Source organism: Pseudomonas sp. 2822-15, assembly GCF_002742515.1.
Taxonomy (GTDB): Bacteria; Pseudomonadota; Gammaproteobacteria; order Pseudomonadales; family Pseudomonadaceae; genus Aquipseudomonas; species Aquipseudomonas salomonii.
Genome location: NZ_LJRY01000354.1, coordinates 24,376 through 35,554, shown reverse-complemented (window position 1 = coordinate 35,554; position 11,179 = coordinate 24,376). Strand labels below are relative to the sequence as shown.

At 57.1% G+C, this 11,179-nt stretch carries 19 protein-coding genes and 1 pseudogene; 16 read left to right on the top strand and 4 right to left on the bottom strand.

Annotation, left to right across the window (positions count from 1 at the left end):
• Nucleotides 1-195: 195 nt before the first annotated feature.
• From AOA59_RS28740 to AOA59_RS28720, 4 genes are all read right to left on the bottom strand, one after another.
• Nucleotides 196-540: a hypothetical protein gene (locus AOA59_RS28740; protein ID WP_099489854.1), complete on the bottom strand. Its 345-nt coding sequence runs from the start codon at nt 538-540 to the stop codon at nt 196-198.
• A 366-nt stretch (nt 541-906) separates the two neighbouring features.
• Nucleotides 907-1,407 (bottom strand): hypothetical protein, encoded by a 501-nt coding sequence (locus AOA59_RS28730; RefSeq protein ID WP_143522854.1) that lies wholly within the window; start codon nt 1,405-1,407, stop codon nt 907-909.
• A gap of 231 nt (nt 1,408-1,638) precedes the next feature.
• Nucleotides 1,639-1,887 carry a hypothetical protein gene (locus AOA59_RS28725; protein ID WP_099489851.1) on the bottom strand — a complete coding sequence of 83 codons (249 nt, stop codon included), beginning with the start codon at nt 1,885-1,887 and terminating at the stop codon, nt 1,639-1,641.
• Nucleotides 1,888-1,903: 16 nt separating this feature from the next.
• Nucleotides 1,904-2,839 (bottom strand): helix-turn-helix transcriptional regulator, encoded by a 936-nt coding sequence (locus AOA59_RS28720; protein WP_236267492.1) that lies wholly within the window; start codon nt 2,837-2,839, stop codon nt 1,904-1,906.
• Here AOA59_RS28720 and AOA59_RS28715 point away from each other — a divergent pair.
• The 16 genes and pseudogenes from AOA59_RS28715 to AOA59_RS28640 all read left to right on the top strand — a co-directional run bounded on the left by AOA59_RS28715 (nt 2,733) and on the right by AOA59_RS28640 (nt 11,161).
• Nucleotides 2,733-2,954 carry a YdaS family helix-turn-helix protein gene (locus AOA59_RS28715; protein ID WP_021491160.1) on the top strand — a complete coding sequence of 74 codons (222 nt, stop codon included), beginning with the start codon at nt 2,733-2,735 and terminating at the stop codon, nt 2,952-2,954. The two genes, AOA59_RS28720 and AOA59_RS28715, sit on opposite strands and share 107 nt — an antisense overlap.
• A 68-nt stretch (nt 2,955-3,022) precedes the next feature.
• On the top strand, nt 3,023-3,490 hold the full coding sequence (locus AOA59_RS28710) for a YmfL family putative regulatory protein (RefSeq protein ID WP_099489849.1): 468 nt from the start codon (nt 3,023-3,025) through the stop codon (nt 3,488-3,490).
• A gap of 61 nt (nt 3,491-3,551) precedes the next feature.
• A complete protein-coding gene (locus AOA59_RS28705; RefSeq protein WP_143522853.1) occupies nt 3,552-3,836 on the top strand; it encodes a hypothetical protein in 285 nt (94 codons plus the stop codon).
• An 86-nt stretch (nt 3,837-3,922) separates the two neighbouring features.
• Nucleotides 3,923-4,375 (top strand): annotated as a pseudogene (locus tag AOA59_RS28700) (Rha family transcriptional regulator); the annotation flags it as partial.
• A 1-nt stretch (nt 4,376) separates the two neighbouring features.
• On the top strand, nt 4,377-5,354 hold the full coding sequence (locus AOA59_RS28695; protein WP_099489847.1) for a phage replication protein: 978 nt from the start codon (nt 4,377-4,379) through the stop codon (nt 5,352-5,354).
• Complete coding sequence (locus tag AOA59_RS28690; RefSeq protein ID WP_099489846.1) at nt 5,341-6,135, top strand: hypothetical protein; 795 nt, start codon at nt 5,341-5,343, stop codon at nt 6,133-6,135. Before AOA59_RS28695 ends, AOA59_RS28690 begins: the two co-directional genes overlap by 14 nt.
• Nucleotides 6,135-6,638, top strand: coding sequence for a hypothetical protein (locus AOA59_RS28685; RefSeq protein WP_099489845.1), 504 nt, complete (start codon nt 6,135-6,137; stop codon nt 6,636-6,638). Before AOA59_RS28690 ends, AOA59_RS28685 begins: the two co-directional genes overlap by 1 nt.
• Entirely contained in the window at nt 6,635-6,823 is a 189-nt protein-coding gene (locus AOA59_RS28680) for a DUF1382 family protein (RefSeq protein ID WP_099489844.1), read from the top strand. The genes AOA59_RS28685 and AOA59_RS28680 overlap by 4 nt, the downstream gene beginning before the upstream one ends.
• Nucleotides 6,820-7,392 (top strand): hypothetical protein, encoded by a 573-nt coding sequence (locus tag AOA59_RS28675; protein ID WP_099489843.1) that lies wholly within the window; start codon nt 6,820-6,822, stop codon nt 7,390-7,392. The genes AOA59_RS28680 and AOA59_RS28675 overlap by 4 nt, the downstream gene beginning before the upstream one ends.
• On the top strand, nt 7,389-7,865 hold the full coding sequence (locus tag AOA59_RS28670) for a hypothetical protein (RefSeq protein ID WP_099489842.1): 477 nt from the start codon (nt 7,389-7,391) through the stop codon (nt 7,863-7,865). The genes AOA59_RS28675 and AOA59_RS28670 overlap by 4 nt, the downstream gene beginning before the upstream one ends.
• Nucleotides 7,862-8,278 carry a recombination protein NinB gene (locus AOA59_RS28665; protein WP_099489841.1) on the top strand — a complete coding sequence of 139 codons (417 nt, stop codon included), beginning with the start codon at nt 7,862-7,864 and terminating at the stop codon, nt 8,276-8,278. Before AOA59_RS28670 ends, AOA59_RS28665 begins: the two co-directional genes overlap by 4 nt.
• 151 nt (nt 8,279-8,429) lie before the next feature.
• On the top strand, nt 8,430-8,738 hold the full coding sequence (locus AOA59_RS28660; protein ID WP_099489840.1) for a hypothetical protein: 309 nt from the start codon (nt 8,430-8,432) through the stop codon (nt 8,736-8,738).
• Nucleotides 8,735-9,346 carry a recombination protein NinG gene (locus AOA59_RS28655; protein WP_099489839.1) on the top strand — a complete coding sequence of 204 codons (612 nt, stop codon included), beginning with the start codon at nt 8,735-8,737 and terminating at the stop codon, nt 9,344-9,346. The genes AOA59_RS28660 and AOA59_RS28655 overlap by 4 nt, the downstream gene beginning before the upstream one ends.
• Nucleotides 9,331-9,963: a hypothetical protein gene (locus AOA59_RS28650; RefSeq protein WP_099489838.1), complete on the top strand. Its 633-nt coding sequence runs from the start codon at nt 9,331-9,333 to the stop codon at nt 9,961-9,963. The genes AOA59_RS28655 and AOA59_RS28650 overlap by 16 nt, the downstream gene beginning before the upstream one ends.
• 75 nt (nt 9,964-10,038) lie before the next feature.
• Entirely contained in the window at nt 10,039-10,716 is a 678-nt protein-coding gene (locus AOA59_RS28645; protein WP_099489837.1) for a hypothetical protein, read from the top strand.
• A gap of 232 nt (nt 10,717-10,948) precedes the next feature.
• Nucleotides 10,949-11,161, top strand: a complete 213-nt coding sequence (locus AOA59_RS28640) for a hypothetical protein (protein WP_099489836.1) — start codon at nt 10,949-10,951, stop codon at nt 11,159-11,161.
• Nucleotides 11,162-11,179 lie beyond the last annotated feature (18 nt).

Sequence of the window (11,179 nt, the reverse complement as noted above, 5' to 3'; positions counted from 1 at the left end):
AGTGAGATCGAGCATCTACTGCCGCATCAGTGGATGCCTGGCTGATCTACGCAAGGCGTATTCCCCGTACGCTTACGCCACAATAGCAGAGCAGAGCGTTCGCCAGATACAAGAAGCCCGGCGCAGGGCCGGGCTCGATGATGGCTGCTTATGCTGCTACCGCCAGGGTAACAGCTCTCACAAGTACCAGGATCTTCACATGGCGGCCTTCAGAAGGACTTTGCATTCGGCGTCGTATTTTTCACGCAGCTTGGCAGTGCTAGCTGGCGTCATCCGCCCTGGTGTCTCTTTGTGCAATTCCACCATTTTTTGGGCAACTTCTTCCTGAGCCTCCGGGGTATAGCCAGCATGCACCAATAGTACATAGGAGGCTCTTGATGACTGACTGCGGCTTATGTCTGGCTGGTCACCAGCTACTGAAAGCACTTCGTAGTAGGCCGCGCAGTGGAGGTCTCTCTCTTTTTGGGTTTCTGCTTGGGCGGTGAAGGAAATGCAGGTGAAGAGGGCGCAGAAGGCCAGTGGCATCGAGGATAGGCGCATGAAAACGAGTCCATTCGAGAGGGGCGATTATTTTATCAGCTCAGATGACAGAAACAAGAAGCCCGGCGCTGGGCCGGGCTTAAGGGGTTCGATCAATCTCTTTGTGAGTTCCGATTCTGCGGAATTCCGCTACCGTTCCGACCAGTTCGAAGCTGAGTTTATGACTGTGGTTCGAGGTCACGTGAATCGTATAGATTCCAGGTCTCTTGTGACCTGACAGCTTCTCAAGCCTTAGCTTTTTGGGTTGAGGATCTGTCATAAGGAGTTTATACGCAGCTTTGAAGGCTAGCTTAACCTCATCAGAAAGAGGAGCGTAGGAGTTCTGGAATGACTTTCGACCAAGATCAATGGCCGTGATTCTCAGCCTCACAGGCTATCAAGAAAGGAGTCTATGTCCTTGCTTTCGCTCAGTACCTTTGGGGTATGTCCTTTCTCGGTGTCAGCGTTGCTTTCCAGGATACTCCAGCGAAGAGCTTCAGTAGTGCTGTTGAGGGACTCCAACGATTGGAGTAATGCCTCGTACGCATCAACCACACCATCATCATCCGTCAGTCTTGGATCATGGACGGCACACGCCATCTTCTTTTTAGACTCGGAATAAGATTTCACAAGCTTATCTTGAAGAGATTCAAGCACCGGTATCAAGTCGTCCTCAGGGATCAGCTTGGAAGCATCGCCCGATGCGATGGACGCCTGAATTTTTGAAAATACTTTTTCTGCGGCATCAAAAAGTCTTGCGTGATGAGAGACAGCATCAATCGTGCCATCAATATCTCTCAGTAGGTCTAGTGATCGAACGGCTCCAACACCCATCAGCTCTGCAGCAGAAAGAGCATCGGTCAATAGGTAGTTGTTTGCGGAGTTCATCATCGGGCTCCTGGGAATAATGATGCGTGCAACGGTTCGCGATTATCGTCGAGCAGAAAATTAAGTCAAATGAAAACCGCGCCACGAAACCGAGATTTACAAAACGTAGCGCTAACACATTCATTGTAGCTAAGACGCGCCCTGAATCGTGCGGTTCAATCATAGATTCGGCCGATTATGGCTATTCTTAAGGCCAATGGCCGATACCCTACTTGTTCTATGGCGAATGTCTTACAAAGGCGTCACTCGAACACTCCGCACTATCCTTCCCGCCTTAACCTCATCCGCATACCCGGCCAGCCGGTCCTCGTCCGCGTGCAGCACCGTGCACATCTTCAGTACGGCCTGGGCGTCCGCCTCATTCCCGGCAAGGCTCAGTCGCTCTGCAATCCTCATCAGCTCTACGGCTGACCACTTGAGGTCGGAGGCGATGCCTTGCAGATCGCGCCTGAGATCTTGGTTTGGCTTGGTCAAGGACATAGCCGGCTCCTTTTGGTTAGCGGGCGTACATACCCCACCAGAAAACGTGCCCCAGGATGCCGATCTGCTCATCCTGCATCTGCTGGAAGCTGTAGTCCTCATCCGGATGATCGTCGCGGTTGAAGCTTCTCAGCCTGACTCCCGAAGGAAGCCGGAAAACCTGCTTAACGCGCATCTGGCCATTATGGTTTATGGCATAGAGGTCGCCGTCGATAATGTCGCCCAGGCTCGTTTTGCCCAAGTCGATGCCCACTGTCGCGCCGTCACGCAAAACCGGGGTCATGCTATTGCCCCGGACGGTCACGCACTTGGCGTTGCTGAACTGAACACCGTTTTCGCGGAGGTTCTTCTTGCGAAAGCGAAGGCTTTCCCCCTCGTCTTCCTGAATCACGAATCGGCCCGATCCAGCAGCCAGTTCAACTTCCCGCAGAAACGGGACCGCCACCTCGTCGTCATCGAGAGGGGTCTTTTCGTCCCAGCCATCAATGGCTTTCATGGAACTGGCATTCGAGTCAGGCGCGGCTCGGCTCGCTTCACCAAGACCGCCATCTATTAAGTAGCCCATCGAAGTGCCGAGAGCCTCAGCCAGGTCGCCCAGCTTGCTGTTACGCGGCGTAGAAACACCAGCCTCCCACTTCTGGACAGCCTGAGGGCTCAGCCCCAAACGACGGGCCAACTCCGACTGGCTAAGGCCTGCCGCCTCTCTTTTTTGCGCGATGCGCTCACCGATATTTTTCATCGACGAATCATACAAACAACGGTTGTAGATGTAATTGCGAATTTGAGTTGTAGATAAATGCGTCCATGGGTTAACCTTAGGTTGTAGCTGTAACTTTGAGGTGCGTATGACGCAGACAGCAATCCAGAAGGCCGCGAAAGCTGCCGGCGGCCAATCCGCCTTAGCTCGGTCACTGAAGGTCACGCCACAAGCAGTGCAGAAGATGTGCGCCACCGGGCGCGTTCCTGCTGAGCGAGTGCTGGAGATCGAGAAATTAACCGGGGTTCATCGCTCTGAGCTGCGGCCAGACCTTTACCCACCAAGGGTGAAAAGACCGCAGGCAGCTTAAGCGACATCCCTGTCCGCCATTCCATTGAAGCAATTCTGACCGCAACCGACCCAAGGAAAAACTAGGACATGAAAACGCCCGTACTAGAGACCCGCCGCCAGGTAATGGCTGCCGTGTCCAACGCTTTCCCTGGTGGGATGGATTGCGCAGCTGCTCGCCTTGGCATCAAGGACAAGCGACTGGAGAACCAGATCTATGAAACCGCCGGGTGCAAGCCACTGAGCGATGCCGAGATATTCGTGCTGGAAAGCGAAACGAAGACCGAGCACCTGCCGGACTACATCTGCGCGATGTACGGCGGCGTGTTCGTGAAGATCCCAGAGGCGGGGGAGTTGGACAACGTCGACCTGTACCAGCGCTCTCTGACGGCTTCCGCGCAGCGCGGTGCACTTGACCAGATGGTGGCTGCCGCCCTGGAAGACGGCGAAATCGATTCGAACGAAGCAAAGAAGATCCGCGCTCTGCACGCCAAGTACATGTCGGCGAGCCTTGAGGCTATTGGGGCGGTAATTGAGTTGCACAAAGCCCGCGCATAAATCGCAGGCACAAAAAAGCCAGGTTCGTGGCCTGGCTCATTGCTACTTCAGCGAGGCAATAATGAATACACAATCCATCCCCGTCAATAGCCCCAACAATCTCGCGCCACGTTTTTCGCAATCTGAAAACGTGGCGCGTGGAGTTTCAATGTCCAGCCTTGAGCTGGTGGACTTCATCAACTCCAAGCGCGAGAAGGGCCAGCCGACCCTGACGCACAAGAACCTTATCGCAAAGTTCCGCGTGTTCTCGGTGCCGATCAATCGGCTAAATTTTCAGCCGATTACCTTGATGCCCGTAGCCGCGTACAAAAGTGCTTTGTGTTCCCCAAGCGTGAAGCCTGTCTGATCGCCATGTCGTACAGCTACGAGCTTCAGGCATTGGTGTTTGATCGCATGACAGCGCTCGAGGATCGTGAGCGCGCCCGCGCACTGCCAAGCAATCCAAAGATCATAGGCGAGCTCGCCATTCTGGAATGCTTCGATCGCCTGCTGAAGCCGGCGCCCTCAAGCAAGATGATGATGCTCGCGCAGATCGCAGCCAACAACGGCCTGGATGCCAAGTTCCTCCCAGGCTACGCCGTTGATGCCGCCCCTGACGCCGCTGGTGGCTCTTCGATGCCCACCAAGGCAATCACCGCCCTGATCAAAGATCACGCCATCGCCAGCACCGCCCGCGCTTTCAACCTTGCGCTCAAGGCTCACGGATTCCTGACTTTGCTCCAGCGCAAAAACTCCAAGCAGCAAATGGTCGACTTCTGGTCCGTGACCGAGAAAGGGATGGCCTACGGCAAGAACCTCACCAGCCCTCAATGCCCCCGCGAGACGCAGCCTCACTGGTACGTGGATCGCTTCCTTGAATTGGCCGCTAAGGTCGGGAAGGCCTGACATGCAATACACCGTCACGATTAACCAGGTGAAGGCGCTGGAGTGGGGGCTGAATTCTCAGCAGGCCCTGCTGTTCGCCTTTGTCTACGGCTGCCCGAGCTGGACCAAGCCAATCAAGACCGATGAAGGGGTCTTCTTCGCGCTGAGCAAGGCCAAGATCACTGAGGAGCTGCCGCTGCTCACCGACAAGCCAGACACCGCTTACCGCATGCTGAAGGCCCTGGAAGAGGCCGGTTTGATTGAGCTTTCCAGCACTTCGAACATCACGCTTTTTCGCCTTACCGAGAAGGCCATCGAGTGGAACCAGAAGCTTGATGGGTCGGAAAAATATCCGACCCCACCAAAAAACAAAGGTCGGAAAAATATCCGATCTACCTCGGATAAATCTCCGAGCAAGGTCGGAAAAAAATCCGAGCAAGGGTCGGATAAATCTCCGACAAATCAGGATACCAATCATCAGGGTACCAATCAGGACACCAGTCAGGACTTGCAGGACGCCACCGGCAAGCCGGCTCAGTCCCGCGGCTTGGTGCTGGTGGTTGATCGCATCGATGCCCCACGGGTTGAGATCCCCGCCGATATGCCGGGCCCCAAAGACCAGACCTGCAAAACCTTCAAGGTCTGGGCGAACTACGCCATGGCATACCGCAAGCGCTACAGCGCCTGGCCTGTGTGGAATGCCAAGGTCGGTGGCCAGCTCGGCCAGTTGGTCGACCGCCTCGGCGCCGACGTCGCCCACCACGTCGCGGCCCACTTCCTGAAAACCAGTGATGCCGCCGTTCTGCGCAAGTGCCACAGCCTCAACGAACTGCTGGCCAACGCTGAGAGCTACCACACCCAGTGGGTCACCGGTCAGCGCATCAACGGCACTACGGCCCGCCAGATGGAACGGACTGAGGCAAACCTATCCGCTGCCGAGCAGGCCGCCCAGATGGTTCTGGCCAAACGCCAAGCAGGTGACCGCAATGAATACCTCTGAAATGAACGACCAGCAGGTTGCCGGTCTGGCCGCCGCCATCTGCGCCACCGCCGAGGCCATGGGGCAGGAAATGAATCCAGGCACTGCCGCGATGATGGCCGAAGACCTTTGCGCTTACCCGGTGCCCATCGTCAAGACCGCGCTGAAGGCTTGTCGCTTCGAAGTGAAGGGCAAGCTGGCAATGGCTGACATCCTGCAGCGTGTCCAGTCCTCCGATGGGCGCCCTGGAAAGGATGAGGCCTGGTCGATTGCTCTGCTCGCCGGCGACGAAATCGAGACTGTGGTGATGACCGCTGAAATCCAGCAGGCCATGACGGCCGCCAGTCCGATACTGCGCCTGGGCGATAAGGTTGGCGCTCGGATGGCTTTCATGGGCGCTTACGAGCGCTTAGTTTCCGCTGCTCGGGCCGAAGCCGTACCTATCGCGTGGTGTGTCTCGCTCGGGTTTGACCCTGCACGGCGCGTTGCGGCCATCGAGTCGGCAGTACGCATGCAACTGATCACTTATGAAGCTGGCAATCAGTACCTGTCCGATCTGCGTATTGCGCCAATCACTGCCGACGGCCAAGCAATCGCCGGGTTAATCACCGGTTCAACAGTGGCGCCATCGCCACGTCTTCGGGAAAAGCTCGCCGAGGTTCGTCAGATTGTCACCCTGGCCAAGGCTCGTCAGGAGCGCGAACGGGCCAAGAAAGCCCAGGCTGACCGCGTCGACACATATCTGCGCAAGCGAAAGGCCCGTGAAGCGATAGCCGTAGTGCGTCAAAAGGAGGCGATCTGATGAACGAATCCAGACAGCAACAGATTCTCGCCGGCCAGTCCTCAATCGCTCAGAAGGTTTTCACCCTAGTTCCCATCCAGGCGGCCTGGAGCAATCACGAAATCCACGGTGCCGCCCTCACAGCCAAGGCCACTGGCGCATCGCCCTACGCCATTCGCCGCGCCTTGGGCGAACTCAAGGAGGCCGGCCTGATCCGTGAGCCGGTTGGCGGCAAATTCCAGCGCGACGCAGCGACCCCCAAAACAATCAAGGAGCAAGCCGTGACCCAGGTAGCCAAGCAAGCCGTTGTTTCGATCAAGAAGTCCGAAGGCGCCCTGGATGTTCTGGCCAGCCTTTCCGGCGAAGTCGTGAGCCTGGCTGATGATTTCAGCAAGCGCATGAAGGAGCTCGCCAGTCGCATCGAAGAGGTGGCGCTGTCCGTGGAGGCTGAACGCGAAGCCAACGCAGCGGCCGTGGGCAAGCTGAAACAGCTGCAAGAACTGCTGAAGGGGATCTCGCAATGAAACGAGCAAACCCAGCACAGCTACGCCAATCCCTCGAGATGGCCAACACCATGGTCAAGCACGGAATCCGTTTCGTGTGCATGCCGGTGGTGGATGAGGCGGACTTAGCCAATCTCGCCAGCCAGGCCGCTGAGCGCTTTGAGCGCATGGCATTGATCGCAGAAGCAGCGGAGAAGCGGGCATGACCTTCGATAAAGACCAGCTTCGCGAAACGGCCAAATTGCAGAAGCTCATGCGTGATCCCACGGCAGTTCAAGCCCTGATCGCCGAGAACGAGCGCATTGCAAAAACTTCCGAAGCTTGGGAAAGGCTTAGCGTGTACAGCAAGTCTATTTCCGATTCGTTCAGGGCCGAGCGCGACCAGCTCAAGGCAGAGAATTTCCAGCTGAATGCGCAGGTGGATACCCTCACCGAGTGGTACTTGAACGCGCTCAAAGACGCGGCAGCAATCGGCAAGGATCGTGACCAGCTCAAGGCCGATAACGAGGCGCTGCGAAACGCTGCGGCGCCGCTTGACCCGGTAAATGGCGATCAACTTCCGGCGATCAATAGCAAGGTGCTGATCCATCTGAGCAGCTGTGATGCCTGGGTCGAGCATACCGTTGTTGGTTACTACGCCTGGGAGGATCTTGGCGCCAACGAGTACTTGCACCGGGTATTCATCCGCGTTCGCGATGCTGATGGCTACCTGAATGCGCGATTGCTGAAGGATGTGCGCACCGACGCCGCCATGGGCAAGGGAGAGCAGTCATGAGCCCGATCATCACTCACCAAATTCAACCGTGCCCGTACAGCTGCGTGTCGACGTGCTTGGCAATGATCGTTGGGCGCCCAGCACAGGAAGTAATCGAAGAAATGCACCAGCCATATCGCGACGGCGATCTGACCTTACGGCAGATGCTCGAGCGCCTGGGCGTTGAATACACGGCTTTCTTCAGTCTGGATTGCCCGCCGCTGGCCGATGAAGGCGTTTATCTGTGTACGTCACCGTCGCTCAACATCGAAGGCGGCAACCACCAGATCCTGATCGAAGTCACCGACAGCGGTTACTTCGTATTTGACCCGGTGCAAGGACGCGACGGCCGCAAGTATTACGTCGCGCGCGGACGGGGCGAGGGGATTCCGCTGGCCATCGACCTTGGCGGCTTCGTCGTGGACGCCTTTATCTCACGTGACCATCTTTTGGCCCGGCGTACCGGCGAGCCCTTGACGGAGGTTGCGGCATGACCAGCCTCCAGATACGCAACGAATCAGACCGCAACAGGGCCATGGGTCATATCGCCAGTCTGGACCTGAGCAAGCCCAAGAAGCTGGCCATCACCGAAGTGGACCGCAGCGGGGAGCAGAACAAGGCCCTTCACGCGGCCCTGTCCGATATCGCCGCTCAAGTCGAGCACGCCGGGAAGAAGTGGGACGTCCTGATCTGGAAGCGCCTGCTGACCGCCGCCTGGCTGCGCGAGACGGGCGATCAACCCCAGATGATCCCGGCATTAGACGGTAACGGCTTCGACGTCATCTACGAACGCACCAGCAAGCTCACCGTGAAGCAGTGCGGCGAGTTGATTGAGTGGGTGCACGCCTTTGGCGCCGAGCACCAGGTGCGCTGGACACAAAAGGACAATTGGGGAGGTAGGTACTGATGGATTACGCAGACATTTACGGAGTCCTGATTGCCTTGGCACTGGTCATTGGGACGGTACTCGATCGCCGCCGCAAGCGCGCAGTAGAAGACTTCGATCGCCGGCGCCGCGACCGTAAGGCCGAAGTAGAGCGGGCAGCGAGGAAGGCGCTATGAGGCATCATTTCAAGCCCGGCGATCTGGCGTTGATCGTTTCCTGTCCGCTGGTGCCGATCCTGATCGGACGCTGTGTGCAGCTGGTTGAGTGCTTAGGGCCTGGCTGCGACTCGTTCTCCGCGCACGGTCCATGGTTTAACCGTGGGGATGCAAACGCCTGGGTGGTGGAGGCAGATGGCTTGGTTTCACTAACCATCAGCAAGGCCCTCGTCGAGCATCCGCGCTGCTGCATAGCTGAGAAATACCTCATGCCCCTGCGCGGCGACTTCACCCATGAGCAGCAGAAAGCCAAGGAGGCTGTATGACCATCGAACGGAAGCCCGCCAAGCCGAAGAAATGCCGCGTTGCAACGTGCAGGGCCTCATTCGTCCCGGCGCGCATCGGGCAGGCGGTATGCAGCCCGGCCTGCGCAATGATCGACGCGCCCAGGCATGAGCCGAAGGCACGCAAGGCTCTGGCCGACATCGAGCGCCAGGACATCAAGGTCCGCAAGGAGAAGCTGAAGAGCAGGGCAGATCATGCAAAAGAGGCTCAGGCAGTCATCAATCGCTATGTACGGCTGCGTGACGCGCATCTGGGCTGCATCAGCTGCGACAAGCCGGCGAGCTGGGGTGGTCAATGGCACTGCTCGCACTTTCGCAGCGTGGGCGCCGCCGCGCACCTCCGCTTCAACCTCTGGAACATGAACAAGTCCTGCTCCCAGTGCAACGCCCATTTGAGCGGAAACATCATGGTTTACCGGCCCCGCCTGGTCGAGAAGATCGGCGCGGAAAAGGTTGTGTGGCTGGAGTGCAATCAGGACCTGGTCCGCCATGAAATCCCTTACTTGAAGCGCCTCAAGGCTGTTTTCACGAAGAAGGTGAAACGGATAGAGCAGAGATATGAAAGGGGGCAGTCATGGGCAGCAATGTGATCCTTATTCGAAAAACGCTCGCCGAGATTTCTGGATCAAAAAGGTCGATCGGCCTTTTTCGGTGCCCGGAGTGCTTGGTCGAATTTGAAACTCGAATGGAGCGCGCCAAGGTCATGACGGGGCTCTGCATCCCATGCGCAAACAAGGCGGCGGGCAGGAAGCGCGCAACCCACGGCCTCAATAACTCGAACAGCCGACTGCATGTGACATGGGCGAACATGAAGCGCCGCTGCCTGAAGCCTCGCGGTTCTGAAATCCAGAAGTACCGCGGCGTGACGCTCTGTGAAGAGTGGATGAGCTTCGATCCATTCATGCAGTGGTCGCTTGCCAATGGCTACACCGATGAGCTGACGCTTGATCGAATCGAGTCCTCGAAGGGTTATGAGCCGGGGAACTGCCGGTACACCGATTACAACGTCCAGGCGGCAAATCGTCGCCTGACCGACAAGAACACCAGCGGCCATGTCGGGGTTTCTTGGGATCGAGGCAGGTGGTCGGCAAAGGTCCAGTGGCAGAAAAAGCAAATACACCTCGGCCGCTTCAAGGACATCAAGGACGCAGTTAAAGCGCGCAACGATTACTTGGCAGCTCACGATCTGCCGCACTTGAGGGCCTAGAGACATGGAAGAGATCAAGGCCATCAAGGCCGACTACCGAGCAAAGACAAAAGAACTGCAGAAGGGGATCGCAGCATGAAACTGATCAACGCAAGGCAGGTATGGACTGAGGCTCAGCACGAATCGAACGCGTCGATCAGCGCTGTGGCCATCGACAAGGCACAATCGGCACCGATCAAGAAGGGGCAGCGCATGCGCCGCGCAGAGGCCGTCTTCGCTGCGCTTGGGGAAGACAAGGAGGAGCGCATTCAGGTTGTGCGCCAGAAGATCAGCATCAGCGAAACACGCAGTACGCCCGCCGGCCGCTCCACCGCTCGCGCCGCGCACCTGGCCACCATCGGCAAGGTACTGCGCGCCATCGACACCTTGCCGTTCCAGGTGCAGCAGTTCGGGCACTACCTGTACCACCCGGCTATGAACATGAAGCACCTGCTGAATGCGGTGCTGCTGGTCACCGCCAAGGCGGCATTGCCTGACCTCACTTCGGCCAAGCGTGTGAAGGCGCAGTACCTGGTAACCCTGGCCCTGCAATCGTACAAGGGGGAGGTGGCCGGGTCTGCTGAGTGGGGCCCGACGCGGGTGGCCGCCGAGATGAACACGTTCTTCGGCGTGACCATTGACCCGAAGAACTGGACGCGTGACTGGCTCGACCTGTGGGAATCCCTGAAAGAAGTGATAAAGGAAGTGGATATTCAGGCTCAACAACCGTTATGGCAGGTGATTCACTCGGAAAAAGATCAGGAGGCGGCATAATCATATTGACATGACGGGGTTTTTCGCGTACTTTTTCCATAGTGCACAAGTAACGCGAAACGCACACGAAGCCTTGAGCCCCGCCAAGCGCCGAGTTTTGCTGGATGGCGTATGGCACTTGCAAGAATTGACTTTTTGCCATTATTTTGGCATCATTCTTCTACGTGCTGGCAGTACCTAACTGCTGGTCAAAAGAGCATCTGCTGGAGCTGTGGTTTTTACGCCGTTAACGATGGTAGTCGGCATTTTGGGATTTCTGGTAGTCGCAGCTACCGGTTGGTTAAAGAACAAAATGTTGTTGAAAAAAGAAGCAATGACTACTGGAGGAGATGGTATGGAAGAACAAGGTGTGAAGTGTGTTGACCTGGCGTTTGTAGAAACGATTCAAGTATTGAGCGCCGGCTTATTGGTCAATGGTGTAACCACAGTAACAATTCGGGCGTGAGCCCACCCGCCTTGGCGG